This window comes from Xanthomarina sp. (assembly GCF_035306605.1).
Classification (GTDB): Bacteria; Bacteroidota; Bacteroidia; order Flavobacteriales; family Flavobacteriaceae; genus Xanthomarina.
Genome location: NZ_DATGNR010000036.1, coordinates 1 through 3818 on the forward strand (window position 1 = coordinate 1; position 3818 = coordinate 3818).

A 3818-nucleotide genomic window follows, 5' to 3' on the forward strand; every position below is an offset into this window, starting at 1 on the left:
CATAACGAGCTGAAGGAGATGTAATTACCTCAACTCTGTCTATGGCATCGGCAGGCAGCTGTCTCAACGCATCGGTTGAACCAAATCCAGCAATAGCAGATGGTTTACCGTTGATTAAGATTTTCACATTCTCATTACCTCGAAGTGCAATAGCACCATCAACATCTACGGTTACAGAAGGAACATTGCTAAGTGCATCACTAACTGTTGCTCCTCCAGAGGTTAAATCTTTACCTATATTATATATCTTTTTATCTAATCGAATTTGAACTTCAGTAGTTTCAGCACGAATTACAACCTCATCTAAACCAGCAGCGTCCAAATCTAGTGTAATTGTGGGTAGGGTTGTGTTTTTGTTTAAGTTCTGATTTTTTAGTGTTTGAGTTTTATAAGAAATAAACTCAAATTTCACGGTGTAAACTCCTGCAGGAACGTCTATACTATAATGTCCATCTGGATTTGTAATACCACCTGTTACAATTTCTCCTTTGGAGTTTGTGAAAGATACTGTAGCATATTCAAGAGGAAAATTAGTTCCTTCTTCCATTACAGTTCCTTTAATTGTAACTTGTTTTTGCTGTTGTTGTGCAGATAAACCTAATGCGAATAAAATTAGGAGGGACGAAAAAATAAATCTCATATATAGTTTTATAAGGTTTGACTAAACAACCTCTAATAGGTTTAATAGAGGATTGTCAAATTTTTGTTAAAATAAAATATTGAAGTATTGTATTTGCTGTATGTAGATGAAGAGTAATGATTTATAGAATCTCTAAAACATTCTCAGGGGGTCTGCCAATTGCTGCATGCTGACCTTTTACTGCTATTGGACGCTCAATTAACTTAGGGTAAGCTACCATAGCTTCAATGATTTCTTCGTTTGTGAGTGTCTTTCCTTTGAAATTCTCCTTCCAATCTTTTTCATTAGTGCGAACTAACTCTATAGGCTCAATATCAATTAATTGAATCAATTTGGTTAACTCTTCTTTGGTTAGTGGAGTTTCGAGATATTTGATTATTTCAATAGATTCTCCTTTTTCTTCTAGTAATTGCAAGGCTTCTCTAGACTTGCTGCAACGTGGGTTATGATACAAAGTAGTCATGATTGTTTTTTTGTTGTTAAATAGTATGCTAAGATTCTAACTTGTCGATTTCCATCGTATAATCAAACTGTAAATCTTCGTGCATAGTACTTACTTTTCTTTTTATATAGCTAATTTGCCTTTGATATAAATTAGTTAACGTCTTATCTCGCTTTATAGAAGGAGTTAAGTGTTTTAATTTTTCGCAAAAATAGATTAAAAGTTCTATTTCGGTTTCTTTATTTTGAGAATAGCGGATAAATTTTTTAGTCTCACGTAAAATCTTTCTAACACTCTTTTTTATATAGTAGTAAGTCTTTGTGTTGATTTCTTCAAAGCTATCGTCAATTAGAGATTTTATACTTTCTATATAAGCTTCTTCGTTTGACGATTCGAACAAGAGGTAGGTGAGGAGTTCCTTGTTTTCTTTTTTGAATTTTGAAAGCCGAAGACACAACTCTAACAACTCTTGAGTTGAACGATGGTTTAACTCAGTTTTTATTTCTTTTAAACTTGCAGCCTTCATTTTGAACTTTCCTGCAAAGATACTAGGGTTTTCGTCAAGTCAAAATTGCACGAAAGCTTAATTGCTTTTTATTAGTGATTGTATAGAATATAACGTGATTCTGTTTGGCTATGGTATATTTTATATAGCAATAACACTACAGTAAACTGCTGTTAATTATGAAATCATAAACTTTTTAAACTAAAAAAGCATGTAATACATTTAAATTAGTTAAATTTATGTGAAAATTTCTTAAGTCTAATTCCTAAATATAGATTCCATACTACATTGGAAGGCAACTTGTATAGTGCTCGCTATTGTTTTTGGTGTGATAGGGTTTATAGGTATTGGTGAAGGTGGCCTTGAACCTGCCAAATACATTGCAGGTATGTTTGTACTGTTGCTGTTAGTGCTTTGGACTATGGATTTGTTAGTAAAGAGAAGAAAATAAAGTGTTTAAAATAAAAAAATGGAGTTTGCTTAATTTAAACAAACTCCATTTTTTAACTGCTTATTATAAGCTTAAACAGTTATAGTCCTTCTTCTTTTTCTTTTTGCCCAGTCATCATTAAATATGCTTTTAAAAAGGCGTCTATATCTCCGTCTAAAACGTCATCAGTGTTTCCTGTTTCATGACCCGTTCGAACATCTTTAACTAAATGATATGGGTGTAAAACATAGTTTCTAATTTGAGACCCCCATTCAATAGACATTTTATTGTCTTCAATTTCAGCTCGTTGCGCCATTTTTTTGCGTAGTTCAATCTCATATAGTTGAGATTTAAGCATTTGCATTGCTTTTTCACGATTGTCTAACTGACTTCTCGTCTCACTATTGTGAATTACAATTCCCGATGGATGGTGAGTAAGGATTGCTTTTGTTTCAACCTTGTTTACGTTCTGTCCACCAGCTCCACCACTTCTTGCAAAATCCCACGAAATATCAGCAGGGTTAATCTCAATTTCAATAGTGTCGTCAACTAATGGGTAGACATAAACACTAACAAAACTTGTATGTCGTTTGGCATTACTGTCGAATGGAGATATTCTAACTAATCTGTGAACTCCGTTTTCACCTTTAAGCCAGCCAAAAGCAAATTCACCTTCAATTTCCAGTGTAACAGTTTTAACCCCTGCAACATCTCCTGCTTGATAGTTGAGTTCTTTAACCTTATAGCCGTGTTTTTCTGCCCACATCAAATACATACGCATTAGTATCTTAGCCCAATCACAGCTTTCAGTCCCACCAGCGCCTGCGGTAATTTGAAGAATAGCACTCATGTCGTCACCATCTTCATCCAACATGTTTTTAAACTCTAATGCCTCTATAGCATCTAAAGCCTTTTTAGTAGTAACTTCAACTTGTTTTTCAGTTCCTTCACCATCATTTAAAAACTCGAGTAGAATTTCTGCCTCATCGGTTAAAGCAACTGCGTTTTCATAGTCGGAAACCCATTTCTTTTTGTTTCGGAGTTCCTGCATAAAAGCTTCGGCTTTTTGTGAGTCATTCCAAAAATCAGGATCAAAGGTTTTTTCTTCGTCGTTGGTAATTTCTATTTGCTTTCCAGCAATGTCAAAGATAGCGCCTCAAAGCATCTAACCGCACTTTAAGGTCTTTAATTAGGTCTGTTACATTCATATTTTGTAGTCCACTCAAATTAGGCTTCACATTTACCTAAAATGATACTTGATTTAATAGTTAAAAAGAATTTAAGTCGTTTTTGAATTTACTTTTCAATGTCAACTTAAAGCAAAAATACTATTAACTTGGTGAGCAGAATATATTTTTCGTCTAATTTTATATTTTTTGAAAAATGAAAAACCTGAATTAGTTAATACTCCATTAAAAGGGAAATTATAATGATAATAGACTTACGTAGCGATACAATCACTAAACCAACTTCTGAAATGCTAAAAGCGACGATGCATGCCGAAGTAGGTGATGACGTTTATAAAGAAGATCCATCGGTTAATATATTAGAAGAACGACTCGCTGAAATGTTTGGAATGGACTCTGCTTTGTTTTTTCCTTCGGGAAGTATGGCAAATCAAGCTGCTATAAAAATGCACACCCAGCCTGGAGAGCAACTGATAGCCGATAAGTGGGCGCATGTTTTTAATTTTGAAGGTGGGGGAGCATCATTTAATAGTGGAGTTTCTTGCAAATTAATTGATGGTAATCGAGGTATGATTACAGCTTCGCAAGTGGAAGAAAATATTAATCCTCCCGAT

The 3818-nt window shown here is 34.1% G+C and carries 6 protein-coding genes; 2 read left to right on the forward strand and 4 right to left on the reverse strand.

Translation table 11 applies throughout. The features are described from left to right. The 3 genes from VKY41_RS05865 to VKY41_RS05875 form a co-directional block, all read right to left on the reverse strand. Nucleotides 1-640 (reverse strand): carboxypeptidase-like regulatory domain-containing protein (locus tag VKY41_RS05865; RefSeq protein ID WP_500813509.1); only part of this gene is annotated, 640 nt, incomplete at its 3' end. Between the two features lie 121 nt (nucleotides 641-761). Continuing rightward, the gene (arsC, locus tag VKY41_RS05870) at nucleotides 762-1103 is read right to left on the reverse strand and encodes an arsenate reductase (glutaredoxin) (protein WP_500813510.1); all 342 of its coding nucleotides are present in this window, start codon (nucleotides 1101-1103) and stop codon (nucleotides 762-764) included. 28 nt (nucleotides 1104-1131) lie between these two features. Further along, the gene (locus VKY41_RS05875) at nucleotides 1132-1608 is read right to left on the reverse strand and encodes a hypothetical protein (RefSeq protein ID WP_500813511.1); all 477 of its coding nucleotides are present in this window, start codon (nucleotides 1606-1608) and stop codon (nucleotides 1132-1134) included. A gap of 286 nt (nucleotides 1609-1894) precedes the next feature. Here VKY41_RS05875 and VKY41_RS05880 point away from each other — a divergent pair, with 286 nt between their 5' ends. Beyond that, nucleotides 1895-2038, forward strand: a complete 144-nt coding sequence (locus VKY41_RS05880) for a hypothetical protein (RefSeq protein ID WP_500813512.1) — start codon at nucleotides 1895-1897, stop codon at nucleotides 2036-2038. A gap of 79 nt (nucleotides 2039-2117) precedes the next feature. Here the strand turns inward: VKY41_RS05880 and prfB are convergent. After that, a protein-coding gene (gene prfB, locus VKY41_RS05885; RefSeq protein ID WP_500813513.1) for a peptide chain release factor 2 occupies nucleotides 2118-3225 on the reverse strand; the annotation gives its coding sequence in 2 pieces (ribosomal slippage) (nucleotides 2118-3161 and nucleotides 3163-3225; 1107 coding nt in all). Between the two features lie 221 nt (nucleotides 3226-3446). Here prfB and VKY41_RS05890 point away from each other — a divergent pair. Beyond that, the coding region (locus VKY41_RS05890; protein WP_500813514.1) for a threonine aldolase family protein at nucleotides 3447-3818 on the forward strand (372 nt) is incomplete at its 3' end.